Origin of the sequence: Rheinheimera sp. EpRS3 (assembly GCF_001513785.1) — a bacterium.
In the GTDB taxonomy this organism is placed as follows: domain Bacteria; phylum Pseudomonadota; class Gammaproteobacteria; order Enterobacterales; family Alteromonadaceae; genus Alishewanella.
In genome coordinates this window covers 90,601-115,079 of sequence record NZ_LNQS01000007.1, presented here as the reverse complement: position 1 = coordinate 115,079, position 24,479 = coordinate 90,601, and the positions used below count along the sequence as shown (strand labels likewise).

Below are 24,479 nucleotides of genomic sequence, written 5' to 3'. Positions count from 1 at the left end.
TAGCGTATAAGCGCAGAACGAGCAACGCAGTGGAGGTCGGTTTGAGCCGCTTGTTAGGCACTTTTTGACCTCTTTCTTGCAGGCTTTCTAAATTCTGACTTAGGGGCATTATGAACAACTACTTTCTCTATTTGCTGCGCCTCAAACGGGTTACCGAAATCTGGATTAAATTTATAGCCGCTCTCAAATAATGGTTTGAGCTTGGCCCACTCTTTTGAATCCGAGGTCTTAGGCGCTTTGAATGCTGAGCCCGTTTCGTACATTGTAGTGGTGCATTGTGGGCATACAACTTTGTATTCAACGGGCTCCCAATTGCCATGCTTATCTTGAATATACTTGTGCTTCTTGAAGACCTTTTTACACTCCAAGCATGCATAGCCAATTGTGATATCTTTCATGTGCATACTAGTGCCTAACGCTCGCAGCACAGGCCGAAACCCGCGCAGCGGGTGAGGTCCAGGCCACGCAGTGGCCGTTTGTGACTGCGCTTGTTAAATGTTTTGGCACCAAACATCTAATACCCCTTTTGTATATAAGCCTGAGTCGTTGGAGTAAATGCCATTGACCACCTCGCTCAAATTAGTTGAGTTTAGCTTGCAGGAAAAAGGCAATTTGCTATGAACCTGACTGACTGCCGATATTCGGACTTGCCCTGCTTGCTCATCGAACCATGAATAGAACACCATTTTTAGATCGTTGCTCTTTCGCTGGTAAAGGTTAGCGCAGCTATGCAAAAATCCTGTTAGTGACTCTTTGCCCCACTCTTGAAGCAAACCGCCGTTAACACCGAATGAAACCATATTTGCTCGAGCTCCATCATTGATCTGATCTGAGGTAGAAATCTTTGTTTCCTCGAGCTCTTCGAGCCACTTACTCAATGTGGAATGCATATTCTCTGACATTTAACGCCCGCCACAAACGCGAGCAACTTGTTGCGAGTCGAGCGCCCAAAGGGCGCGTTTTTGATGGCGATTGTTAGGCGATATCAAAACCCAAGCCACCGCTGAAAAAAAACAGAAATAGGGCTGTAAAATAGAAAACAGGCAACACATCCCAGTACCCGTAACTACCGCACAACTTCAGCCGTTTAAGTGCAAACCGAATAGATAAAATATATACGGCAAAATAAGACAAAATTAATAGTGCCACTAAAACCGCATTTATGGATTGTTCACGAGCAAAACCATAACCAAAAGCTAACCACATAAATAGAGCATATGTGGCAGCTGGTAGTAAGATGAAACCGCTAATCAGAAAAACTGCATTTCTTCCTAACCATGCCATAGCACTGACCTGCCTAACGACCCGCGCAAGCGCGCGAACTTGTGAGCGTCGCAGGGGCCGAAGGCTGCGATTGACGCGGCTTGTTATGTTGTACTGAACTCAGGTTGGAGCAAGCCGAAACACTTGAGATCATGAAACTTATTCTTCCAGTATCCACACTCACGCCGAAGCCCTTCTTCTTTAAACCCAAGCCGACGAAGCAATGATTCAGAGGCGTAATTGCCTGGCACTGTATCAGCTTGAATTCGATGTAACTCACCGCAAGCTAAGGCTCCGGAAAAACCAACACCAATAATGGCTCGCACGGCTTCTGAGGAATAACCTTGCCGCCAAAATTCGGGAAGCAGATCATAACCAATAACGGCATGACGCATTTTGCTGCTCCACGAGTTAAAACCGCAGGTGCCTATTAGTTGTTTAGATGACTTTAACCGGATCGCCCATCGAATGCCTTGCTGTTCCTCATATCTTGACTTAAAAAGATTAATTAAATGAGTCGCTTGGCTGTGTTCTCGAAACACATCTAAATCGTAGTACTCGACTACCGCTGGGTTGGAAAACAAATTGAACAAACCAGCGGCATCATCAACATGAAGTTCGGTAAGCAACAGCCGTTCAGTTTCTAATAATGGAAATGCCATCTAAATTCCTTTTTCAACATAACGCCCGCCACAAACGCGAGCAACTTGTTGCGAGTCGAGCGCCCATAGGGCGCGTTTTTGATGGCGCTTGTTAGGGCCTTACTGCTTTGGCGCATAAATAAAAACATAGCTGTGGATACCATTGCGTACAGTTTTGTTTCTTGGCGCTGGGTATATTTTAAAATCTTGGATTTTTAGCTCTGGTGTCCCTGTGCTATCAACAGCTCGTTGATGCAATGGAATTGTTGTCGCTAATCCCTTTAAATTTATAGCGTCCAGAGCTTCGATAAGCTTTTCATTCTGCGCTACTTCAAGAACAAAATCTCGCCCGTTGTCTGAAATGTGGTATTTCGCGGTACCATCACTTAGCCCGGCATCAAGCAGAATTTGACTTTCTACACTCATGTTTGACTCCTTAGCCCTAACGCAAAGCACACGGGCGACGAGCCGCGCAGCGGGTTGGCGTCCCAGCGACCAACGGGAGCGAGTGATGCGCCTTGTTAGCCATTAACTTGTTCATAACCATCACCGCTTTTTATAAATGTTCGCCTTTTAACACAAAGCGGCTCATCGATAAGCGCTTGAACCGGAATGATGCTACTTATGTCAGAAATATCACCAATTTCTAATTCAAATGCACCTTTGGAATTTAGACAATGATCTTCAACACCAAAAGAAATTCTAAACTCCATTTGCCAGGAGTATTTTGTGTCTTTTAGATATAAGCCAATTGGGCCAGAGTAATTTTCTAGTGACTTATAACCAACCAACCCATAGCCATCATGCAAAAGCTTAGAGCTAAAGGCACCAGAGACTTTTTTAAGTGCTTTGTTTATTCTTTCTGAAAAATCCCTAGGCTTGTTTATGAGAAGAATATGTGAGCCAAACTCAAGAAATCGTTCATCAAAATATATCTTATTGTCCACTTCGCCAGGTATTAAGCCATCTTCACCGTCAGAAAAAGCTCCCATACAAAATAACATTGTATTCTTAGCTCTTGGAAAATGAGCTGTAAGAACCGCTTCGGGACCCATATCTATTTCTTCATCATCAACTTTCAAAGATAACGTGGTGTGGCCCGTTGGGGTTTTGCCTGCTCGAAGTATCCCATAAACTTTCTCAAGCTCATCAGCTCGCAAAGCCAGAGTTCCCTCATCTTTTAAACTTGAAAAGTACTCGAGACTATTCATGTAGATAAGTCCCTTCTGCATTTGCACTAACCTGTCATATGAAGCAACTTTAAAAAGTAGCCAAAAATTCGTGCCAGGTTTGCTTGCAATAAAGCTTTTAAATTTATTTTCAGTTTCCATACAACCAACGAATCTATGTTTATAGAACCGGCTAACAGCTTTATAGTTTGGAGCGCACACGCTTTCACGCAGCGTTTGCTCCCTTCTATCTTTAATAATGAACAACAAGCTATCCAATAAAACCAATTAAATCAACAGATTTTTAACTTTAATATTGGCATTCGCTGTGGAAAGCGTGGCAAAACCTCGCGATTAATTTGCTAACAACGAATTAACCAACTACTGTTTATTTATCCATGTGAATTATTTAAAGGTGTTGGTTATGGCCTCGCCGTTTTTACAGTATATCGCTGAGTTTATGTATGCCCGCCGTTATGCCAAAAGAACGGTTGAAGGCTATGTGTACTGGATAAAAATGTATATCTTGTTCAACAAAAAACAGCATCCGGCACAGTTAACCGAACAGGATGTCGAGCGTTTTTTAACGTATTTGACTAATCAGCGTAATGTTGCACCACGCACTCAAGCATCGGCACTTAATGCCCTGAGCTTTCTGTATAAAGCCGTATTGCAAAAACCTTTGTCTTTAAACCTTAACTTTAATCGCTCACAGCTTGCACCCAAGCTGCCGGTAGTGCTAACCCGTAGCGAAATTGCGGCACTGCTAAGGGTTATTGAGCCACGTTATAAACTGCTGGCGCAGTTAATGTACGGTAGTGGTTTACGGTTAATGGAGGCTGTTAGGTTGCGCGTGCATGATATTGATTACGACTACCTGTCTGTAATGGTATGGCAGGGTAAAGGCAATAAAAACCGACGTACTACTCTGGCGCCGGAATTAGTTGTTTCGCTAAAACAGCAAAGCCAGCATGTGCTGCAGTATTTTCAGGCCGATTTGGCAAACCCTAATTATGCGGGTGTCTGGTTGCCTTATGCGCTGGGACGTAAGTACCCAAATGCGTCCAAAGAGCTCGGCTGGCAGTATTTGTTTCCGTCAATGCAGTTAAGCGTCGACCCCGACACTAAGCTACTGCGCCGCCACCATCTGGACGAGAGTTGCGTCAGGTGCGAAATTAAATTGGCAGCAAAAAAGGCAAGGATCTGCAAAAATGTTACCTGCCATATACTACGCCATTCCTTTGCTACACATTTATTGGAATCTGGCGCCGATATCCGCACTGTGCAAGAGCAATTAGGCCATACCGATGTGCGTACTACACAAATTTACACTCATGTACTAAACCGCGGTGCTGCTGGCGTAAAAAGCCCGCTGTCACAACTGCTGTAAAAAAGGGCGCCGAAGCGCCCTGATAACTTGCTAAATACTCACAGCATCAACTAGAAGCAATCGCCGGGCACCCGCACAAAACCTTCCATTAATACCCGCGCACTGCGGCTCATTATGGCTTTGGTTACTGTCCACTGCCCGTTTACCTGTGTTGCTGCTGCGCCTACCCGCAAGGTGCCGGACGGATGGCCAAAGCGCACGGCTTCACGCGCTGCGCCACCGGCAGCCAGGTTTACCAAGGTGCCGGGTATTGCTGCTGCAGTGCCAATGGCCACTGCGGCAGTGCCCATCATGGCGTGGTGCAGTTTGCCCATCGACAGCGCCCGTACCAAAAGATCGATATCATTGGCATTTACCTGCTTGCCGCTGGATGATACATAGCTTGCAGGAGGTGCCACAAAAGCAATTTTCGGCGTGTGCGCCCGGGCGGCAGCTTCACTAATATCGCTTATCAGGCCCATTTTTACCGCACCGTAGGCGCGGATGGTTTCAAAGCGTGTCAGTGCGGCGGCATCGCCGTTTATCGCATCTTGCAGCTCGGTGCCGCTGTAACCGATATCGGCGGCGTTCACAAAAATAGTCGGGATGCCGGCGTTAATCAGCGTAGCTTTAAAAGTGCCGATACCGGGCACTTCTAACTCATCTACCCGGTTGCCGGTGGGGAACATGGCACCACCGCCCTCGCCTGCATCGGCGGCCGGGTCTAAAAACTCAATTTGCACTTCTGCCGCAGGGAAAGTAACACCGTCCAGTTCAAAGTCACCGGTTTCCTGCACTTCGCCGTTGGTTATCGGTACATGAGCAATAATGGTTTTGTTGATATTCGCCTGCCAGATGCGCACCGTGCAGATGCCATTTTGTGGGATACACCCTTTGGCCACCAGGCCGTTGCTGATAGCAAATGACCCCACCGCCGCCGTTAAGTTGCCGCAGTTGCCGCTCCAGTCAATAAACGGCTTGTCTATCGCTACCTGGCCAAACAGGTAGTCAACGTCATGCTCAGGCTTGCTGCTTTGGCTTAAAATTACGGTTTTGCTGGTGCTGGAGGTAGCGCCGCCCATACCGTCGGTATGTTTACCATACGGATCGGGGCTGCCAATAACCCGTAGCAGCAGGTTGTCACGCGATGTGCCGGGCACTTGGGCGGCGGCTGGTAAGTCGTCCAGTTTAAAAAATACGCCTTTGCTGGTGCCGCCACGCATATAAGTAGCAGCGATTTTTATTTGTGGAGCTGTCATAGTTTTTGCCCAATGAAGTTTATGTTTATCGCGTGGAGTACGAGCCGAAAATCTCTTTCTACTCACCACAGCAACTCAGTCGTGCCAGCAGCACTCCTTCAAACACTCTGTGATGACATAAAGAGACATCGGCTCTCCCTCATCAAATTCGGAGTATAAATCCCTACTAGATTTCCGCTCTTTCTGGTCGATATCAGCTGAACGTGAAAGCGAAGGTTGGAATCCCCGAAAAGTCGACACAGAGTGTCTGAACGAGCGAGCCAGCAGCGAGAGAGTTGCTGTGGCGAGCTTTTCGGGGAGTTGCAACCGAAGCCCCAAAAGGACTCTGGCTATCCGTTACAGTTAAACCGCGCCCTGCAAAAAATCCTGCGCAAAGCGCTGCAGCACGCCGCCGGCTTCATAAATCGACAACTCTTCGGCTGTATCCAACCGGCATCTTACCGGCACCTCCAGCTTTTCGCCGTTCGTGCGGTGAATAACCAGCGTTAATGTGCTGCGTGGCGTACGCTCACCTGTTACATCGTAGGTTTCAGTGCCATCCAGCTGCAGCGTTTTGCGGTTAGTGCCCGGCATAAACTCCAGCGGCAGTACCCCCATGCCCACCAGGTTAGTACGGTGAATACGCTCAAAGCCTTCCGCTGCTATGGCTTCCACCCCGGCCAGCCGCACACCTTTTGCCGCCCAGTCTCGTGACGAGCCCTGGCCGTAATCGGCACCTGCAATAATAATTAACGGCTGCTTGCGCTGCATATAAGTTTCTATCGCTTCCCACATGCGGGTCACTTTGCCTTCCGGCTCCAGCCGTGCCAGCGAGCCTTGTTTTACCTTGCCATCAACCACAGCCATTTCATTAATCAGCTTGGGGTTGGCAAAAGTAGCGCGCTGCGCGGTTAAGTGATCGCCGCGATGGGTCGCGTAAGAGTTAAAATCTTCCTCCGGCAGGCCCATCTTGTGCAGGTATTCGCCGGCGGCGCTGTCTAGCATAATGGCGTTCGACGGTGATAAATGGTCGGTAGTAATGTTATCCGGCAACAGCGCCAGTGGCCGCATACCGGTTAAGCTGCGCTCGCCGGCCAGTACGCCTTCCCAATAAGGCGGGCGTCGGATATAAGTGCTTTGTGGTCGCCAGTCATAAAGTGGCGATACTTTGTCGCCGTAATCTACTTCTACGGCAAACATTGGCTCGTACACTTTACGGAACTGCTCCGGTTTTACGCTTTTGGCAACTACTGCATCGATTTCTGCATCGTCCGGCCAAATGTCTTTTAAGGTGATAGCATTGCCGGCGGCATCATAGCCTAATACATCTTTTTCGATATCAAAACGGATAGTACCGGCAATAGCATAAGCAACTACCAATGCAGGAGATGCCAAAAACGCTTGCTTGGCATACGGGTGAATACGGCCGTCAAAGTTACGGTTACCGGATAGCACTGCCGTAGCGTATAAGTCGCGTTCTATTACTTCTTTTTGAATAACCGGATCCAGTGCACCACTCATGCCGTTGCAGGTAGTACAGGCAAAGCCGACAATACCAAAACCCAGTTGCTCCAACTCGCTAAGCAAATGGCCTTCTTCTAAGTAAAGTTGTACGGCTTTGGAACCTGGCGCCAGTGAGGTTTTAACCCAGGGCTTACGTGTTAACCCCAACTTATTGGCGTTGCGGGCTAATAAGCCAGCAGCAATAACATTGCGCGGATTAGAGGTATTGGTGCAACTGGTAATAGCGGCAATGATCACCGCGCCGTCGGGCATTTTACCCTCTTCCAATACGTATTTACCGGCAATGCCTTTGGCAGTTAAGTCACTGGTCGACAACCGTGCATGCGGGTTAGATGGCCCGGCCATAGTGCGGCCAACGCCGGATAAATCAAACTTCAGCACCCGCTCGTACTCGGCAGTTATTAAGCTGTCGCTCCACAAACCGGCTTCTTTGGCGTAGGTTTCAACCAGCTTAACCTGCTCTGGCTCGCGGCCGGTTAAGGTTAAATAGTCCAGCGTTTGCTGGTCAATGCTAAACATCGCCGCTGTGGCACCGTATTCCGGCGTCATATTAGAGATAGTGGCCCTGTCGCCCAGGCTTAAGCTGCTGGCGCCTTCGCCATAAAACTCTAAATAGGCCGACACCACTTTTTCTTTGCGTAAAAACTCCGTCAGCGCCAGCACTATGTCGGTAGCCATTATGCCAGGCTGAGCTTTGCCAGTTAGCTCTACGCCGATAATATCCGGCAGGCGCATCCAGCTGGCACGGCCTAACATTACGCTTTCCGCTTCCAGGCCACCTACGCCAATAGCGATAACGCCCAGCGCATCGACATGCGGCGTATGGCTGTCGGTACCCACTAAGGTATCAGGGAAAGCAACGCCGTTTAAGGCGTGTACCACCGGCGACATCCGCTCTAAATTAATCTGGTGCATAATGCCGTTGCCAGGCGGTATAACATCGACATTTTTAAAGGCTTTTTTGGTCCAATTGATAAAGTGAAAACGATCGTCATTGCGTCTGTCTTCTATGGCACGGTTTTTTGCAAAGGCATCTTTTTCAAAGCCGCCATGCTCTACTGCTAAGGAGTGATCCACGATTAACTGGGTGGGCACTACCGGGTTTACTTTGGCCGGGTCGCCGCCTTTTTCGGCGATGGCATCACGCAGACCGGCTAAGTCGACCAGTGCGGTTTGGCCTAAAATATCGTGGCACACTACCCGGGCCGGGAACCACGGAAAGTCTAAATCACGTTTGCGGTAAATCAGCTGCTTTAAGGCATCAGTAAGCATGGCCGGGTCGCAGCGGCGCACTAAGTTTTCGGCATGCACGCGCGAGGTATAAGGCAGTTTGGCATAAGCGCCCGGTTCTATCGCATCGACAGCGGCCCGGGTGTCGAAGTAATCCAGCGCTGTGCCGGGCAGTTTTTTACGGTATTGGCTGTTCATAGTGTTTACCTGTTTGTCTTGGTTATGACCAGACTGTGGTGTAACGCACAAACCGGCTTGACCACACCAACACGCCGTAAACCCATCCCTGGGGGCTCGTCTCAGCCCGTCCGGGGCTTCAACGGTTGGTTTAGATCAAGCCGATTTGGCTTTATCACTTGTTGCTGATGCATTCTGCAATGTGAGGTTGGAACCCCGCTAGCGCAGCCACAGAGTGTCTGAGTCCTGCCGTAGGCATAAGGACGAGTTGCTGTGGCGAGCATGGCGGGTGTTGCAACCGATCACAGTTGCAACTTCACTTACCGTTGCGCTATCGGCTTTACGCTACGCGGCTCTACACCAACATAATCAGCACTTGGCCGGATAATACGGTTATCTGCGCGCTGCTCCATCACATGCGCGGCCCAGCCGGTTAAACGGCTGCAAACAAAAATTGGTGTAAACAGCTTAGTCGGAATACCCATATAGTTGTAGGCCGAGGCATGGAAGAAGTCGGCATTACAAAACAGCTTTTTCTCACGCCACATTACAGCTTCACAACGCTCAGACACATCATATAAGCGCGTATCGCCATTGGCCTTGGCTAACTTTTCTGACCAGGCTTTAATTACTGCATTACGAGGATCGGAATCGGAGTACACCGCATGGCCAAAGCCCATAATTTTTTCTTTGCGCTCCAGCATGCCCAGCAGTTTTTGCTCGGCATCATCCGGGTTGGCCATTTTTTCAATCAGCTCCATCGCCGCTTCGTTAGCACCACCGTGCAACGGGCCGCGCAGTGAACCTATAGCGCCGGTAACACAGGAATGCATGTCGCTTAAGGTTGAAGCACAAACGCGGGCGGTAAAGGTAGACGCATTAAACTCATGCTCGGCGTATAAAATCAGCGAGGCTTGCATCACTTCAACATGCAGCGCGCTTGGTTTTTTGCCGTGTAAGGTCCACAAGAATTGCTCTGCAACAGAATCGGCGTCGGTTTCTACCTCAACGCGCTTACCATGGTGGCTGTAGTTGTACCAGTAGTTCACCAGGCCTGGGAAAATCGCTAACATCCGATCGCTGGCATCTTGTTGTTGGGCAAAACTGGCTTCAGTTTCCAGGTTACCCAGCATAGAGCAACCGGTACGCATGACATCCATCGGGTGGGCGCTGGCCGGAATACGCTCCAGCACATCTTTTAATGCCTGTGGCAGTGCCCGCAGGCTTTTCAGTTTGGCTTTGTAGGCATTGAGCTCTGCTACTGTTGGCAACTCACCTTTTAAAATTAAGTGCGCTACTTCTTCAAAGCTGCAGCTGGCGGCTAAATCTTTTACATCATAACCACGGTAGGTTAAGCCAGAGCCGCTTTTACCGACAGTCGACAGTGCCGTTTTACCGGCCACCTGACCGCGCAGACCCGCGCCTGAAAGTACTTTACCTGTTGACATGGTGTTCTCCCCGTTGTCTTTAAATTAAAAACTCAAAATTCAAAACTAACAATTAAGATTTCTTGCTGCTAAACAGCTGATCCAGTTTTTGCTCAAAGCTATGGTAGTTTAAAAAGTCGTACAGCTCGGCGCGGGTTTGCATGCTGTCGACCACGGCCTTTTGATCGCCATTGACTAATATAGACTGGTACACATTCAACGCAGCCTTGTTCATCGCCCGAAACGCACTGAGCGGATACAGCACCATCGCTACCCCTACAGCATCCAGCTCGGCTTTATTGAACAGCGGCGTTTGACCAAATTCAGTAATATTGGCCAGTACCGGCACTTTTAATGCTTTGGTAAAAGCCTGATATTGTTCCAGTGTGTACACCGCTTCAGCAAAAATGGCATCGGCCCCGGCGGCTTCACAGGCCAGGGCGCGCTCAATGGCCGCGTCCAGCCCCTGCTGAGCCAACGCATCGGTACGCGCCATAATAAAAAAGCTCTCATCGCTGCGCGCATCCACACTGGCTTTTACGCGGTCGACCATTTCATCTAAAGATACAATCTCTTTATTTGGCCGGTGGCCACAGCGCTTTTGCGCCACCTGATCTTCAATATGAAAACCGGCTGCACCGGCGCGGGTCATCTCTTTTACCGTGCGGGCAATATTAAAAGCCCCGCCCCAACCGGTATCGGCATCAACCAATAATGGCAAGCTGGTAGCGGCAGTAATGCGGCGGATATCTTCACAAACATCGTTTAATGACGTCATACCCAAATCCGGCAAGCCAAAAGAGGCATTCGCCACACCCGCGCCAGACAGGTATAGCGCCTGATGGCCGGTGCGCTCTGCCATCATTGCCGTATAAGCATTAATAGTACCGACGATTTGCAGCGGTTGGTTCGCCTTAATCGCGGCGCGGAATTTTTGTCCGGCAGTAACTGTGCTCATGTTAAGTCCCCGTTTGTTCCAGTTGTTTTTCAATATTGCGCCGGGATGCTGCTATATGGCGGCGCATCAATAAATCGGCCAGTTCACCATCGCGGTTGGCAATGGCATTAAGAATAGCTTTATGTTCGTCAAATGCCCGTGATACCCGAGGCCCGTTCATGCCCAATTGCACGCGGTACATCCGTACCAGATAGTACAGCTCGTCGCAGAGAATATTAATCAAATAAGCATTTTTACTGCCCAGGATGACACGGTAATGAAAGTCCAGATCGCCGGCTTCCTGATAATAGCTTTCGCCTTCGCGTACCCGCTGGGTGTTCAGATGTTGATCAAGCAAAGCGCGCAGCTCAGCTATTTCGCTGTCGGCCATATGTTCAGCTGCCAGCCGGCAGGCTAAGCCTTCTAAGGTTTCGCGCAGTTGATACAAAGACAACAGCCCTTGTGTCGACAATTTCACTACTCGGGCACCGGCATTAGGGATACGTTCTATTAAGTGGCAGCGCTCTAACCGTGCTAAAGCCTCACGCAGCGGCGCGCGGCTCAAATCAAAGCGTTTTGCCAGCTCCGGCTCACTGATTTTACTGCCTGGCGCTATCTCGCCTTCAACAATAGCACGCTGAATTTCCAGCAAAACCCGATCGGCGGCAGTAATAGGAGAACGTAAGGATGGATGCTGCATAAAGCTTAATTGTCGACATAAAAATAAATTAAGACTGTTTTAACGGCTTTAAACCGCTAAGTCAAGCCTGAAGACAACCACATTGTCGACAATCAGTCGAAATTTTGTCTTTATCAGTTTACAGAATGTAAGATAACCGGTCACCTGGCTTTGAAATACAGCTGAAAATAATTTTTTAGACTTTTTACTTATAAAGTAACCAATGTTAATACAATGATGTACTAAAAATAGTCGCGACTAATATTGCACCGAAATCAGGGGCAACACAGTCATCTTGCCTGTTTCACTGCATAAGCTGGGGATAACTTTCGTATAAGCTGGGCATAAATGCATAAAAAAGGATAGCTATCAGTACCTTTGTTTCAAATGTACTAACAAGCAAAAATTTGTGTATTAACTAAACTGGAACTTACCTTGTGAACATTAGCAGTTGTAACGATAGCGCACGGCTCATTCCCTATGAGCCATTCCCCTAAGCCCGGAACAATGCGGATTGGTTCCGGGCTTCTTTTATCAGACTGTTGAAATTAAGCGACTTTTTTTACCAATTTGAACAGGTTATAAAAGTTCTCTGTAGTGACCTGTGCCAGTTGCTCCAGGCTAACGTCCTTCAAATGCGCAATAGCTTCGGCTACGGCAGTAACATAAGCAGGTTGGTTGGTTTTACCGCGAAACGGCACTGGCGCCAGATAAGGCGAGTCGGTTTCTATTAATAACCGGTCCAGTGGTAGCTTTTTTACCACATCGCGTAGTTCATCAGCATTGCGAAAGGTCATAATGCCGGAAATAGAGATATAAAATCCCATGTCCAACGCGGCTTTGGCCATTTCCCAGTTTTCAGTGAAACAATGCAATACACCACCGGCCTGCTCTGCATTATGGCTGCGCATTAAGGCTAAGGTATCTTGGCGCGCGTCACGTGTGTGAATGATAAGCGGCTTATTTACCTTGTTCGCCACCTGTATATGGCTTACAAAAGCCGCTTGCTGGCTTAGTTTAGAGTCTGGTGAATAAAAATAATCCAGCCCGGTTTCGCCTACTGCAACCACGTGTTCCAGGTTACATTTTTGCAGTAATAATGCGGCATCAACCTGATCATGCTGGTGTAAAGGGTGCTCACCACAGGATACCGACACCATTGGATACTCAGCTACCAGCGCTGACATTTGCTCAAATTCGGCCAGACTGACGCAAACGCATAACATATGCTGCACCTGTTTAGCCTGAGCGGCAGTAATCACCTGATCTAAGTTAAGACCCAGTTTTTCCAGCTCTAGCCGGTCTAAATGACAATGAGAATCTACAAACACAACGCTGATTACCTGTTAAATAGTATAAGTGGCTTCAGCAGAGTTTTGCAGGCCACCTAATAGTTTTTCAATCCGGGTGCCCAATTGCGCTTTATCATCGATAAAGCCAACACCAATACCTGCCGGGCTGGAGCTTTGCGAGCCATGCGGCGTTATCCAGGCAACCTTACCAGACACGACAATGGTTTCCAGCGCATCAGGCAGGGTAACATTTAACGCCAGTGACTGGCCCATTTTGTACTGGCGGGAAGTGCGCACAAAAAGCCCGCCGTTTTTCAGAAATGGCATATAACTGCGGTACAGCTCTTTAACATCGGTGAATCCTAACGACAGCTCTTCCATATGTCCTCCGGCTAGCCGTGCAACCGTTTTAATTCAGCAAGAAATGCACTTAGCGCAAGTGCTTTATTCTGCCCTAAAATTTGCATTTCGTCACGACACCAACGGCTGTACAGCTGATGAATGGCTAATAACCGGTGCGGCTCCTGCCCTGCCATAGCCGGTAGCAGCTGCCGGGTTAAAAACCAGCCCAATAACTGACGTAATTCGCTGACGCTATCGAGCTGTTTAACTATATCCTGCAGTGTCAGTTTATCTGTCAGAAACTGGCTCAGGCTATGCAACGTGAGTTGTAGCTGATCTGCTTCGCCGGATTCAAGCATACTCAGCGCTTTTAACGGCCCACCGGCACAATATGTCAGTAAAAATTCGGGCACGGCTCTGTTACTGTGCTGGGCAAGCCATTGTTGTGTATCGGCGCCAAATTCGGCAGCTAATGTCCAGTGCTGGCAGCGGCTTAGCAAGGTTGCCGCTAAGGTATTGCTGGCCCGGCTTTGTAATAACAAAAAACTGTTTTGCGGCGGCTCTTCCAGTGTTTTTAGCAGCGCATTAGCCGCTGCCTCAGTTAATTTCTCTGCATCGGCCAACAGTACAACTTTATTCAGTTGCTGCTGCGCCCGGCCATACATAAACTGGCTGAGCTGGCGCACGCTGTCTATACCAATACTACTGCCTGAACTGTCAATAATCAGCAGATCTGAATGGCTGCCTGCCAGACGCAGTAAGCAACTTTTACACTGGCCACAGGGTTTTGACTGCTCTGTACACAACAATGATGCCGCCAGCCAATTTGCCAGTACACTTTTACCAATACCTGCCGGGCCCGATATTAACAAGCCGTGTGCCAGCTGATTATTCTGCAATAAGGTGGTTAACTGTTGCTGATAAGGTATAAGCCAGGGCTGCATTTACTGCCCCAAAGCGTTATCAAGCGCAGTGGTAAGTTGCTGCTGCACGCTGGCTACTGGCTGGCTGGCGTCAATGACAACAATATTAGCTTCACTGGCAGCAATTTGCAGGTACTTCTGCCGGGTGCGCTGGAAAAACGCCAATTGTTCCTGCTCTATACGATCCAGCTCGCCGCGCTGGCGGGCACGCTCCAACCCGATGGCCGGATCAATATCCAGATACAGGGTTAAATCCGGTCGTAAATCGCCCAGTACCGCCTGGCGTAACTGATTAATAAATTGCTCATCTAACTGACGGCCACCGCCCTGATAAGCGCGCGATGACATATCATGCCGATCAGCTAATACCCACTTTCCCTGCGCTAAAGCCGGCTTAATAACGTTAGAGACCAATTGCATCCGCGCGGCATACATTAGCAGAAGCTCAGTTTGTGGTGCCACGGTTTCTGTAGTTTGCACCTGTTTTACCAGGCTGCGTAAACTTTCAGCCAACGGTGTACCGCCCGGCTCACGGGTGCAGATCACTTCTTTGCCCAATTGCTGCAAATAACGTTGGATATGGCTGATCGCGGTACTTTTACCAGCACCTTCCAGGCCTTCTACCACAATAAATTTAGCTGTTGCCGTCATGGCGTCGATCCCAGAATATATTTTTGAACGGCGGCATTATGCTGCTCTAGGGTTGATGAAAATTGATGTGTACCATCGCCTTTGCTGACAAAGTAATACAGCTCTGTTTCAGCAGGCTGTGCTGCTGCCAACATAGCAGCGCGGCTCACCAGGCTGATTGGCCCGGGAGGCAGGCCATGATGACGGTAAGTATTATACGGATGCGGATTATTTAAATCTGCCCGGGTGATATTGCCATTAAAATCTTCCAGCCCGTAAATAACGGTAGGATCGGTTTGCAAACGCATATTTTTGCGTAACCTGTTAACAAACACCGACGCGACCAGGGTTTTCTCCGGTGGATAGCTGCTCTCTTTCTCAATAATAGAAGCCAGGATCAGCAGTTGATATGGGTTTTGTAATGGTAAGTCAGGGTGGCGCTGCTGCCAGGCTTTGTCCAGTTCGGCCAGCAAAGAGCGCTGCGCGCGTTTAACTAATGCACTGGCCTTACTGTTTGCGGTGTAATAGTAAGTATCCGGGTACAATAACGCTTCACTGCTCTGCGGTTGCTCGCCCCACTCTTGTGGCCATACCATCGTCTGCGTTACCTGCTCTGCTGTTGTAACATCCTGCAGTAAATACTCGGCTTTATTTATCCGGTCCAGGCTTTGTTGCAGGGTTTCACCTTCAATCAGCGTTATGGCAAATTGCGCTTCTTTGCCACTGCGAAACAACGCCAGCACCTGTAGTAATAAAGTCTGCTCTGCAGATACGCGGTACACACCTTGCTGCACGCCGGCCTCTTCAGGATGTAATTTCAGGTAAAGCCGCAGCATCAGGCATTGGCTATCACTTAGCAGCGCCTGTTGCTGCCATTGCCGGCATAGTCTGGCGGCTGAGCTGCCGGGGGCCACAGTGTGAATACCGTCAGGTAAGTTAAGCGAAATTTGCTGCACATAACGTACACCAAAGTAATAACCCAGCCCCAGCAATGCACCCAACAGCAGAATAATTTTTAGTGTTTTTAACATAGTACCTGCTTTGAAAACTGTTGTACCTTACTGACAGATAAAGCTCTGCCTTCTATACTGCGTACCGGCACTATACCCATTAAAGCATTACAAATGAAAATAGCGTCAACCGACGCAAGTTCAGTAATACTCCAGTTAATCAGGGCGATATCTGCCTGCTGCAAAATATGCTGGCGCATCACGCCTGCCACTCCGGCACGCCGCAGCTCTGGTGTATGCCAGACGCCGTTGCGATGTAAAAACACATTGGCGGCACTGACTTCAGTAATAAAACCCTGCTGATCCAGCACCAGGACATCATCCACATCCATGCTTGCCAGCTCTTGCTTTAGCAACACCTGTTCCAGCCGGTTATTATGCTTAAGCCCGGCCAACAGCGGCTGTACTGCCAGCTTTAATGTCGCCATGCCTAAACTGATGCCTTGCTGTTGTGCAAGGCGGTAATCCGGCATGGCGCTAACAGAAATATAAATGCCTGGTGCTGCGACCTCTGCTGTAGCATAACCGCGGCCACCTTCACCACGCGAAATCAATATCTTAATGACCTGCTCTGGTGCTGTTATTGCGGCTTGCGCTTGTTGCTGTACACTTTGCCAGTCAATTGCGCCAAACCCCAACTGTGCTGCAGAACGCTGCAAGCGCTGCAAATGCAAAGGCCACAGCTGTATACTGCCACCGCGTACCTGCATAGTAGTAAAAATACCATCGCCATAATTAAAACTGCGATCTCTGGCACTGATAAGGGTTTGCATGGCCGCTACCGGAAAAGTCAAACTAGCGGCAGTATGCCTTAAAATGCAGATAAAACAAAGGCTGCACTATGGCAGCCTTCATCATTAACACGGCAGATTATGTGTGTTAAAACAGCAGATTATACACGTTTAAACAGTATAGAGCCGTTAGTTCCACCAAAACCGAACGAATTACACAAGGCATATTCCATTGATACCTGGCGTGCTTCGTGAGGCACATAATCCAGATCACAACCATCATCCGGGTTATCCAGATTAATGGTCGGTGTAACCAGTTGATCCTGCAGCGACAGCACGGTAATAATAGATTCTACCGAACCAGCAGCACCCAATAGATGGCCAATCATCGACTTGGATGAGCTAACCATCAGTTTATCCAGATTATTAGTAAATACCGATTTAATTGCTCTGGTTTCAGCAATATCACCGGCTGGTGTTGAGGTACCATGCGCATTAATGTAGGCAACCTGCTCTGAGCTTACCTGTGCATCTTTTAGCGCATTTTTCATCGCTAAGGCTGCACCGGCACCGTTCTCTGGTGGCGAAGTCATATGGTAAGCGTCACCGCTCATACCAAAACCTACCAGCTCAGCATAGATTTTAGCGCCACGCGCCTTGGCGTGTTCATATTCTTCCAACACCATAACACCGGCACCATCACCCAGCACAAAACCATCACGGCCTTTGTCCCAGGGGCGGCTGGCTTGCTCTGGTGCCTCATTACGGGTAGATAATGCCCTTGCAGCACCAAAACCACCCATGCCCAAAGGCGTAGAGGCTTTTTCAGCACCACCGGCTATCATTACATCCGCATCACCGTACACTATCATCCGTGCCGCATGGCCAATGTTGTGTACACCTGTAGTACAGGCAGTAACAATACTGATATTCGGCCCTTGCAACCCAAGTAAAATGGATAGCTGACCAGCAATCATATTAATAATGGTAGATGGCACAAAAAACGGCGATAACCGTTTAGGGCCACTATTAATCAGTTTAGTGTGGTTTTCTTCAATTAAACCCAAACCACCAATACCTGAGCCAATTGCCGCCCCAATACGCGGCGCATTGTGCTCAGTAATTTCGATGCCGGAGTCACGAAATGCCTGAATACCGGCAGCCACACCATACTGAATAAACAGATCCATTTTTTTCGCATCTTTAGCTGAAAAAAACGGTTCTACATCAAAGTTTTTTACCAAACCAGCAAATTTGGTGGTGTAAGCACTGGTGTCGAAATGCTCGATCAGCGATATGCCACTTTTACCTTGCTGTAAGCCTTGCCAGCTTGAGGCAACATCATTACCCAGCGGCGTAAGCATGCCTAAACCGGTAACAACCACACGACGTTTTGCCACAAAACCCTCCGCCATGGAAATTTTCATCGATCTTAAAACGAAAACGGGTAGCTTAGCTACCCGTTCTGTAAGCTGATAACTTACTCAGCGTGTGCTTTGATGTAATCAATAGCAGACTGAACAGTCGTGATTTTCTCAGCTTCTTCGTCTGGAATCTCAGTATCGAACTCTTCTTCCAGCGCCATAACCAGCTCAACAGTATCCAGTGAGTCTGCGCCCAGATCGTCAACAAAAGAAGCTTCGTGTTTCACTTCGTCTTCTTTAACGCCCAGCTGTTCAATAATGATTTTCTTAACGCGTTCTTCGATGTTGCTCATCTTTTCTTCCTTTTTCTCATATAAATCGCAACAGTTCGTGCAATTTTGTGTGGCGCTAGTTTATGCGTAAGCTTATTGGGTTGCAAGTGATGCGACTAGCATTTTACGCTGGTCAAACCTGCTTTTAAACCCCGGCTTACACCATATACATACCGCCGTTAACGTGAATTGTTTCACCGGTAATGTAGGCAGCCTGATTTGATGCCAAAAATGCTACGGTGGCAGCAATTTCGTCCGGCTGGCCTAAACGATTAGCCGGTACCTGAGCAAAAATAGCTTGTTTTTGTTCATCCGACAGCTCTTTGGTCATATCAGTATCAATAAAACCCGGCGCAATAGCATTAACAGTAATACCGCGTGATGCTACTTCGCGTGCCAGTGATTTAGTAAAACCTAACACACCGGCTTTCGCTGCTGCATAATTTGTCTGGCCTGCGTTACCCATAGAGCCCACTACCGACCCTATGCTGATAATACGACCAAAGCGTTTTTTCATCATAGTGCGCATAACGGCTTTACTTAAGCGGTACACCGATGTCAGGTTGGTTTGCATAATGTCAAACCACTCTTCATCTTTCATGCGCATCAGCAAGTTATCGCGTGTAATGCCGGCATTATTAACCAGAATATCAATATCTCCAAACTGGTTTTTAATTTGTTCTAAACATTGTTCAATTGATGTGGTGTCGGCCACATTTAACACCAGTCCGCAGCCTTTGTCACCTAAATAACCACTGATATCTGCAGCACCTTTTTCAGAGGTAGCTGTGCCGACAACTTTGGCACCCAATGCCGCTAATTGCTCGGCAATAGCGCGGCCAATACCACGGCTGGCGCCGGTAACCAATGCCACTTTACCTTCCAGTGAAATAAAACTTGTCATGCTCAATCCTTATTCTGCAGCCAGCGCGGCCTGTAGTGAGGCGATATCGCCAACCGAAGCTACAGCCAAATTCTTGTCAATACGTTTAATCAGGCCGCTTAATACTTTACCTGCACCCAGTTCCAACACATCAGTAACACCTTGCGCAGCAAGCCATTCGATGGTTTCGGTCCAGCGCACCGGGCTGTGTAACTGCCGTACCAAAGCGTCTTTTACTGCGGTGGCGTTGGCAGCAATAGCAACATCGACATTATTCACCACCGGTATGACAGCATCGTTAAAATTAAGTGCCGTTAAATCTGTGGCTAATTTTTCTGCTGCCGGGCGCATTAAAGCGCAGTGAGATGGCACGCTTACCGGTAAAGGTAACGCGCGCTTGGCACCGGCTGCTTTACACAGCTCACCTGCCCGCTCAACGGCAGCTTTATGGCCTGCAATAACCACCTGGCCGGGAGAATTATAATTAACCGGTGACACGACTTCGCCTTGTGCCGCTTGCTCGCACGCGGTGGCAATAGCGGCATCGTCCAAACCGATAATGGCTGACATAGCGCCAACACCGGCCGGCACCGCCAGCTGCATATAATTACCGCGTTTTTCTACCAGCTTTACCGCATCGGCCAAAGATAGTACACCAGCACAGACCAGGGCGGAGTATTCACCCAGAGAGTGACCGGCAAAATAAGCAGGTTGCGCACCACCTTGCTGCTGCCATAAACGCCATACCGCAACCGAGGCGGTTAACAAGGCTGGTTGAGTACGGTGTGTTTCGTTCAGATCGGCTTCCGGGCCATTGGCTACCAACGCCCATAAGTCATAACCCAGTGCCGCAGATGCTTCAGCAAAGGTGTTTTTTACCACATCATATTGCTGATGCAATTCGCTCAGCATACCAACACTTTGCGAGCCCTGCCCCGGAAATACGATTGCAAGTTTTGTTGTCATGTTCAGTCCTGCAAAAAATAATTATACTGCTGTAGTTTAGTAACGCACCAGCGCCGAAGCCCAGGCGAAACCGCCACCAAAAGCTTCCAGTAATAAGGTTTGCCCCCGCTGAATACGACCGTCACGGATGGCTTCATCCAATGCGGTCGGTACAGTAGCTGCTGAGGTATTGCCGTAACGATCAAGGTTAATAACAACCTGCTCCATCGACATATCAAGTTTACGCGCTACGGCCGAAATAATACGCAGGTTAGCCTGATGCGGCACCAGCCAGTCAATCTGCGATTTATCCAGATTATTTGCAGCCAGTGTTTGTTCTACGACTTCAGAGAGTTTGGTCACCGCAACTTTAAATACGTCGTTGCCTTTCATTGAACCCCAGGACTGGTGCACCGATTGCTCATCACCGCGAATAGGGTTATCGACATACAGCAGTTCTGAATATTTGCCATCAGCATGAATATGGGTAGATAAAATACCCGGTTGCTCTGACGCTTCCAGTATCACCGCACCAGCGGCATCACCGAACAGGATCACCATGCTTCTGTCTTCCGGTGATATTAAACGCGATAAACAATCTGAGCCAATCACCAGAATGCGTTTGGCAATACCGCTTTTAATGTACTGATCTGCTACGCTCAGGCCATAGCAGAAGCCAGCACAGGCGGCGGCGATATCAAAGGCAGGAATAGCAGGAATTTCCAGCTCGCGCTGAATTTCACAAGCAGAACTGGGTAAGGCGCGTGATGCGCTAGTGGTAGCACAGATGATCATATCTATGCTGTTTTTATCAATATCGGCCGCTTCGATGGCTTTTAATGCCGCCTGGGCGCCCATCGTTGCCACGGTTTCGTTGTCACCGATAATACGGCGCTCTCTGATCCCGGTGCGTTCAATAATCCATTCGTCGGTAGTTTCTACCATTGATTCCAGATCAGCGTTACTGCGAACCTGCGACGGGAAATAGCTCCCGGTACCTATAATGCGTGAATACATGAGGACCTACGCTTTATCAATTAATACGTGTTCCAACCGGTCTTTAATTTTTGCGGGCACCTGGCGTTCAACCTCACGCACCGCTTGCCGGATGGCACTGAGAAATGCATCTTTAGTCGCATTTCCATGACTTTTCACTACAATTCCGCGCAATCCTATCAGACTTGCACCATTATAGTGGTCGGGGTTCACGCCCTGATAAAGGTTTTTTATAAAAGGTTTGATTAACCAGCCGAATAATTGCGCAGTTACCCTGTCTTTAATGCTGGACTCGAAGCGGCGCAAAATAAGTTTAGCTACGCCTTCACAGGTTTTAAGCGCGACATTACCGACAAAACCGTCACAGACAATAACATCCGCTTTGCCGGTAAAAATATCATTACCTTCGATATAGCCGATGTAATTAATATCGTTACAGTCAGACAACAGCATAGACGCGCGCTTTATCTGATCTGAACCTTTAATTTCTTCTTCGCCCATATTCAGTAACGCAACTTTAGGCTGGCTGATACCGATCACTTCTTCAGCCATCACCGCGCCCATTACGGCAAACTGAAATAAGGTATCGGCATCACAGTTTACTGTAGCGCCTAAATCCAGCATATAAATAGGGTGCCCCTCAACTGCAGGCAATGCACTGATCAATGCCGGGCGGTCTACACCGTTGAGCATTTTCAGCACAAAATGCGCCATAGCAATTAATGCGCCGGTATTACCGGCACTGACACAGGCCTGAACCTCACCTTTATCAACCAAATCAAGCGCCACCCGCATAGACGAGTCGCGTTTTGAGCGTAGCGCAACGGAAGGCTTATCAGCCATGGAAACGATTTGAGTACTGTGACGGATATGAAGCTGAGGATGAGGAAATACACCGTGCAACTTTAGTTGCTCAGTGAGCATGGCTTCATCACCACATAAAACGAGATTTAGTTCCGGGAACTCACAAATCGCTGCCAGCGCGGCAGGAATGGTAGAATGGGGGCCGTGATCGCCCCCCATCATGTCTAATGCAAGTGTCAGCTTAGTTGGCTGCACCAGGTGCACCCAGACTTATTTTACTTTACGGCCTTTGTAGTAACCATCGGCAGTAATGTGGTGACGACGATGCGTTTCACCGGTAGTAGAATCAACTGACAGCGTTGGGCCAGTTAATGCATCGTGTGAGCGACGCATATCGCGACGTGCACGTGATTTTTTGTTTTGCTGAACAGCCATGGTATTTCTCCTAAACTCACTTTTTCTTTAATTCTGCCAGTACAGCAAAAGGATTGGGTTTTTCCGGTTCCGGACCTATATCGCCAAAGCTCATCGATGCCGCACTAACGGCGCAAACCGCTTCGTCGTGCATCGGGAACAGTGGCAGAGCCAGAATCAACTCATCTTCCACTAACTGTCGTAAATTTATTTCGCCGTGTTCGTCTTTCTCGATCACGTCGTAACGCTCAGGAATTAACTCCAAAGCACTGTCATCACCCGGCTTAACCGGAGTGTATGCAAAATTGCAGTCCAGCGACACCATCATGGCTTCACCACAACGTTCGCAGGTTACACTCACTTCGCAAGAAGCGCCACCCTGTATTACAGTCAGGCCTTGCTGGTCAGTACCGCATTCAACTCGTACCGTTACCTCGCCCTGCGGATTAAGCAAGCTTTGTGTTAACCGGGTTAAATTTACTAGTGGCACGAAGCCTTCGTAATCAGAGCGCTTTTGCGCTGCTTTAACCGGATCTATAGTAACGGGTATTTTTACTTTTTGCATAAGGCGCGCATCATATAGAAGCGCCCCATTGCTGTCAAAGGGATCTGGCAGATATTTATGGTTTTTCTCGCGCATTTTTATCATTCTGATTATAGTGCCGCACATTCTGCATAAAAAGGCTATTTATCAATGACTGAGCCCACTTTGCCAGCGCTGTATCTGGCTTCTACCTCAACCTATCGCCGCCAGTTGTTGGCGAAGTTAACGCCACAGTTTCACACCGCTAAACCGGACGTTGACGAAACGCCGTTAGCAAACGAGAGTGCAGAACAATTGGTGCGTCGTTTAGCCGTTGCCAAGGCACAGGCTGTAGCCGCAGGTTTAAGCACAGGTTTGGTTATTGGCTCTGATCAGGTGGCGGTTTTTAATCATGATATTATCGGCAAACCCCACACCGCAGCAAACGCGCGTACACAATTACGCCGTTTTAGCGGCAACTGCGTCACTTTTCTTACCGGGCTGGCACTGGTTAATGCACAAACCGGCAATGTACAGATTATTGTTGAACCGTTTAACGTTAGCTTTCGCACTTTAACCGATGCAGAAATTATCGCTTATATCGACAAAGAGCAGCCACTGGACTGTGCCGGCAGCTTTAAAAGCGAAGGCCTGGGCATTAGCCTGTTTAGCAAACTCAGCGGTGATGACCCCAATAGCCTGATTGGCCTGCCGCTAATCCGGCTAAACCGGATGCTGTTAAATGAAGGCGTTAATGTGCTGCTTAGCTGACAAGTTCGGTGTAAAGGTGAGTTCGGTTTGCCCACAGCAACACGCCGTGAACCCATCCATGGGGGCTCGATTATAAACTTCATCCTTGAAGTTTATCCTACGGACCAGCAGAGCTGTTCAAATCCGCTCCCTGCGGATTTGTCAGCATCCTGGCCTGCAACGGTTGCCTTAGAGCAAGCCGAACTCACCCGGCATTATCTGGTTTTACAATACATGCAGTAGTTCCGGTATCGTATCGATAATGGCTTTGGGCGCAAACTGGCTTAGTACATCGCGGCCATGCACGCCATGGGTTACACCAATTCGCGGCATTGCTATCGCCTGAGCCATTTTCATATCATGGCTGGTATCACCCACCATGATAGCATGCTCAGCTTTTATATTCAGTTCCAGCAAAATTTGCTGCAGCATATCCGGATGCGGCTTCGATTGAGCTTCATCAGCACAGCGGCTGGTATCAAAATATTTTGCCAACCCGGTTTCATCGAACATACGCTGTAAGCCTTTACGCGCTTTACCGGTAGCCACGGCTAACAGCACATTTTGTGCCTTTAACTGTTGCAACACCTGTTCTACACCATCAAACAACGGCGTTGGTGTAGTGTCGTGAATCACATAATGGTCACGGTAATGCGTAAATAACTGCAGACGTTTATCAGCCGTTACGCCGGGAAATAACACATCTAAGGCCGGGTCCAGGCTTAGACCGATAATTTGTTTAACGGCAAAATCACTGGGTACTACTAAATCTGAATGCCTTGCAGCAGCCTGCATTGACGACACGATACGGCCGATAGAATCCATTACGGTGCCATCCCAATCGAACACCACCAGAGATACTTTGTCTGTTACAGCATTTTGCATT

General features: G+C 48.5%; 28 protein-coding genes. 2 read left to right on the top strand and 26 right to left on the bottom strand.

Annotated features, from left to right (window positions below; translation table 11 throughout):
* Positions 1-53 precede the first annotated feature (53 nt).
* From AR688_RS07785 to AR688_RS07760, 6 genes are all read right to left on the bottom strand, one after another.
* Complete coding sequence (locus tag AR688_RS07785; protein ID WP_156420251.1) at positions 54-398, bottom strand: hypothetical protein; 345 nt, start codon at positions 396-398, stop codon at positions 54-56.
* A 93-nt stretch (positions 399-491) separates the two neighbouring features.
* Positions 492-902, bottom strand: a complete 411-nt coding sequence (locus AR688_RS07780) for a hypothetical protein (RefSeq protein ID WP_068231624.1) — start codon at positions 900-902, stop codon at positions 492-494.
* Between the two features lie 73 nt (positions 903-975).
* Positions 976-1,284, bottom strand: a complete 309-nt coding sequence (locus AR688_RS07775; protein ID WP_156420250.1) for a hypothetical protein — start codon at positions 1,282-1,284, stop codon at positions 976-978.
* Between the two features lie 83 nt (positions 1,285-1,367).
* Positions 1,368-1,925 (bottom strand): GNAT family N-acetyltransferase, encoded by a 558-nt coding sequence (locus AR688_RS07770; protein ID WP_068231618.1) that lies wholly within the window; start codon positions 1,923-1,925, stop codon positions 1,368-1,370.
* Positions 1,926-2,024: 99 nt separating this feature from the next.
* The gene (locus tag AR688_RS07765; protein WP_068231615.1) at positions 2,025-2,330 is read right to left on the bottom strand and encodes a hypothetical protein; all 306 of its coding nucleotides are present in this window, start codon (positions 2,328-2,330) and stop codon (positions 2,025-2,027) included.
* Positions 2,331-2,425: 95 nt separating this feature from the next.
* Positions 2,426-3,235, bottom strand: coding sequence for a hypothetical protein (locus AR688_RS07760; protein WP_197412164.1), 810 nt, complete (start codon positions 3,233-3,235; stop codon positions 2,426-2,428).
* Positions 3,236-3,497: 262 nt separating this feature from the next.
* On the opposite strand from AR688_RS07760, the gene AR688_RS07755 reads away from it, so the two are divergent.
* Positions 3,498-4,463 (top strand): integron integrase, encoded by a 966-nt coding sequence (locus AR688_RS07755; protein ID WP_068231611.1) that lies wholly within the window; start codon positions 3,498-3,500, stop codon positions 4,461-4,463.
* Between the two features lie 50 nt (positions 4,464-4,513).
* Here the strand turns inward: AR688_RS07755 and prpF are convergent, their stop codons facing one another.
* The 19 genes from prpF to yceD form a co-directional block, all read right to left on the bottom strand.
* Positions 4,514-5,701, bottom strand: coding sequence for a 2-methylaconitate cis-trans isomerase PrpF (gene prpF / locus AR688_RS07750; protein WP_068231608.1), 1,188 nt, complete (start codon positions 5,699-5,701; stop codon positions 4,514-4,516).
* A 342-nt stretch (positions 5,702-6,043) separates the two neighbouring features.
* A complete protein-coding gene (gene acnD, locus AR688_RS07745; RefSeq protein WP_068231605.1) occupies positions 6,044-8,632 on the bottom strand; it encodes a Fe/S-dependent 2-methylisocitrate dehydratase AcnD in 2,589 nt (862 codons plus the stop codon).
* Positions 8,633-8,931: 299 nt separating this feature from the next.
* The gene (gene prpC, locus AR688_RS07740; protein WP_068231602.1) at positions 8,932-10,059 is read right to left on the bottom strand and encodes a bifunctional 2-methylcitrate synthase/citrate synthase; all 1,128 of its coding nucleotides are present in this window, start codon (positions 10,057-10,059) and stop codon (positions 8,932-8,934) included.
* Positions 10,060-10,111: 52 nt separating this feature from the next.
* The gene (prpB, locus tag AR688_RS07735; RefSeq protein ID WP_068231601.1) at positions 10,112-10,996 is read right to left on the bottom strand and encodes a methylisocitrate lyase; all 885 of its coding nucleotides are present in this window, start codon (positions 10,994-10,996) and stop codon (positions 10,112-10,114) included.
* A gap of 1 nt (position 10,997) precedes the next feature.
* Entirely contained in the window at positions 10,998-11,675 is a 678-nt protein-coding gene (locus tag AR688_RS07730; RefSeq protein ID WP_068231600.1) for a GntR family transcriptional regulator, read from the bottom strand.
* A gap of 527 nt (positions 11,676-12,202) precedes the next feature.
* Positions 12,203-12,985 carry a TatD family hydrolase gene (locus tag AR688_RS07725; protein ID WP_068231599.1) on the bottom strand — a complete coding sequence of 261 codons (783 nt, stop codon included), beginning with the start codon at positions 12,983-12,985 and terminating at the stop codon, positions 12,203-12,205.
* A 15-nt stretch (positions 12,986-13,000) separates the two neighbouring features.
* Positions 13,001-13,327, bottom strand: a complete 327-nt coding sequence (locus AR688_RS07720) for a PilZ domain-containing protein (protein WP_068231597.1) — start codon at positions 13,325-13,327, stop codon at positions 13,001-13,003.
* An 11-nt stretch (positions 13,328-13,338) separates the two neighbouring features.
* Positions 13,339-14,232, bottom strand: a complete 894-nt coding sequence (gene holB, locus AR688_RS07715) for a DNA polymerase III subunit delta' (RefSeq protein WP_068231594.1) — start codon at positions 14,230-14,232, stop codon at positions 13,339-13,341.
* Complete coding sequence (tmk, locus tag AR688_RS07710; RefSeq protein WP_068231591.1) at positions 14,233-14,862, bottom strand: dTMP kinase; 630 nt, start codon at positions 14,860-14,862, stop codon at positions 14,233-14,235. It lies immediately after the preceding gene.
* Complete coding sequence (gene mltG / locus AR688_RS07705; RefSeq protein WP_068231589.1) at positions 14,859-15,872, bottom strand: endolytic transglycosylase MltG; 1,014 nt, start codon at positions 15,870-15,872, stop codon at positions 14,859-14,861. Before mltG ends, tmk begins: the two co-directional genes overlap by 4 nt.
* Positions 15,866-16,624 carry an aminodeoxychorismate lyase gene (gene pabC, locus AR688_RS07700; protein WP_068231586.1) on the bottom strand — a complete coding sequence of 253 codons (759 nt, stop codon included), beginning with the start codon at positions 16,622-16,624 and terminating at the stop codon, positions 15,866-15,868. Before pabC ends, mltG begins: the two co-directional genes overlap by 7 nt.
* 119 nt (positions 16,625-16,743) lie before the next feature.
* Positions 16,744-17,982 carry a beta-ketoacyl-ACP synthase II gene (fabF, locus tag AR688_RS07695; protein WP_068232090.1) on the bottom strand — a complete coding sequence of 413 codons (1,239 nt, stop codon included), beginning with the start codon at positions 17,980-17,982 and terminating at the stop codon, positions 16,744-16,746.
* An 80-nt stretch (positions 17,983-18,062) separates the two neighbouring features.
* On the bottom strand, positions 18,063-18,299 hold the full coding sequence (acpP, locus tag AR688_RS07690; RefSeq protein ID WP_068231583.1) for an acyl carrier protein: 237 nt from the start codon (positions 18,297-18,299) through the stop codon (positions 18,063-18,065).
* Positions 18,300-18,435: 136 nt separating this feature from the next.
* Positions 18,436-19,182 (bottom strand): 3-oxoacyl-ACP reductase FabG, encoded by a 747-nt coding sequence (gene fabG / locus AR688_RS07685; RefSeq protein WP_082694710.1) that lies wholly within the window; start codon positions 19,180-19,182, stop codon positions 18,436-18,438.
* A gap of 9 nt (positions 19,183-19,191) precedes the next feature.
* Positions 19,192-20,127 (bottom strand): ACP S-malonyltransferase, encoded by a 936-nt coding sequence (gene fabD, locus AR688_RS07680; RefSeq protein ID WP_082694709.1) that lies wholly within the window; start codon positions 20,125-20,127, stop codon positions 19,192-19,194.
* A gap of 36 nt (positions 20,128-20,163) precedes the next feature.
* On the bottom strand, positions 20,164-21,123 hold the full coding sequence (locus AR688_RS07675) for a beta-ketoacyl-ACP synthase III (protein WP_068231581.1): 960 nt from the start codon (positions 21,121-21,123) through the stop codon (positions 20,164-20,166).
* Between the two features lie 6 nt (positions 21,124-21,129).
* Positions 21,130-22,170: a phosphate acyltransferase PlsX gene (gene plsX, locus AR688_RS07670; protein WP_197412163.1), complete on the bottom strand. Its 1,041-nt coding sequence runs from the start codon at positions 22,168-22,170 to the stop codon at positions 21,130-21,132.
* A gap of 6 nt (positions 22,171-22,176) precedes the next feature.
* Entirely contained in the window at positions 22,177-22,341 is a 165-nt protein-coding gene (gene rpmF, locus AR688_RS07665) for a 50S ribosomal protein L32 (protein WP_008223049.1), read from the bottom strand.
* 16 nt (positions 22,342-22,357) lie between these two features.
* Complete coding sequence (yceD, locus tag AR688_RS07660; protein ID WP_068232080.1) at positions 22,358-22,885, bottom strand: 23S rRNA accumulation protein YceD; 528 nt, start codon at positions 22,883-22,885, stop codon at positions 22,358-22,360.
* Positions 22,886-23,014: 129 nt separating this feature from the next.
* On the opposite strand from yceD, the gene AR688_RS07655 reads away from it, so the two are divergent.
* On the top strand, positions 23,015-23,614 hold the full coding sequence (locus tag AR688_RS07655) for a Maf family protein (RefSeq protein WP_068231578.1): 600 nt from the start codon (positions 23,015-23,017) through the stop codon (positions 23,612-23,614).
* 204 nt (positions 23,615-23,818) lie between these two features.
* Here the strand turns inward: AR688_RS07655 and AR688_RS07650 are convergent, their stop codons facing one another.
* A complete protein-coding gene (locus tag AR688_RS07650; protein ID WP_068231575.1) occupies positions 23,819-24,478 on the bottom strand; it encodes an HAD-IA family hydrolase in 660 nt (219 codons plus the stop codon).
* Between the last annotated feature and the right edge of the window lies 1 nt (position 24,479).